Here is a 1,037-nt window from a genome sequence, read left to right on the forward strand (position 1 = left end):
GGGTGAAACTCTGCTCCTCGGCGACTGCCACGAAGTAACGCAGGTCCCGGCCGTGCACATCTCGACCCGACGTTCACACCGGTCGGACGGCTCTCGGCCGTGCTGCGGGTGCGTACCGGTGCCGAGGTCGCCGTGTCCGCCGCGCTCGGCCCGGCCGCCGACGCGTTGCTCGTCGCCTCGACGCAGGATGTGCGCACCGCCTTCGCCTGGCTGCGTGATGCCGATGCCGGCCGCGCCACCCTGGTCACCGCGTCTGCCGCCGCCGGCACCGCCCTCGACCCCGGCGCCGACGCCCTGCCGCCCGGCTGCGAGCGGCTGGTGGACCTGGTGGAGATCGTCGACGAGCGGTTCCGGGTCCCGGTGAACTCCCTGCTCGACGCCACCGTCCTCGTCGCGGATCTATCGGCCGCGGGTGCGGTCCTCGAACGCCGCCCGGATCTGCGGGTGGTCACCCGGCAGGGCGATCTGCTCGGCCCCGCCATGGCGGTGGGCGGCAGCGCGCATCCACCGAGCGCGATCGAACTGACCGCCGCGGCCGAAGAGGCGCAGGCCGGGGTGGACGAGTCGAGCCGCCGGGCCGAGCTCGCCCATGAGGCGCTGGAGCCGGCTCGGGCCGAGGTCGCCCGGACGCGGGCGGAGATCGACGCGGCCTCGGCCGCGCTGCACGGGGCCGACGCGCGTTCCCGTGCCTTCCGGGAGCAGATGGCCAAGCTCGAGCGGGCCAGGGGCACAGCCGGCGCCGAGGTGATCCGACTGGAGCAGGCCCGGACCCGGGCGGAGAGCGCCCGCGACCGGGCCTACGGCGCACTGCACGAGCTCGAGGCGGCACTCGCGACCGCCTCGGCGCAACCCGAGGTGGACGAACGATCCTCCGTGGAGCGTGACCGGCTCGTGGCCGCCACCTCGGCGGTGCGGGCCGCCGAGGTGGAAGCCCGACTGTCGGTGCGGACCAGCGAGGAGCGTGCGCGGGCTCTGCAGGGCCGGGCCGACGGACTGGTCCGGGCGGCGGCCGGGGAACGGGCCGCGCGGGCCGCCGC

1 pseudogene is annotated in these 1,037 nt (G+C 76.2%); it reads left to right on the forward strand.

The window, feature by feature from the left end:
• Positions 1 to 108: 108 nt before the first annotated feature.
• Positions 109 to 1,037, forward strand: a pseudogene (locus ND747_RS16465) (chromosome segregation protein SMC); the annotation flags it as partial.

The organism is Frankia sp. R82 (genome assembly GCF_023716925.1).
Lineage (GTDB): Bacteria > Actinomycetota > Actinomycetes > Frankiales > Frankiaceae > Frankia.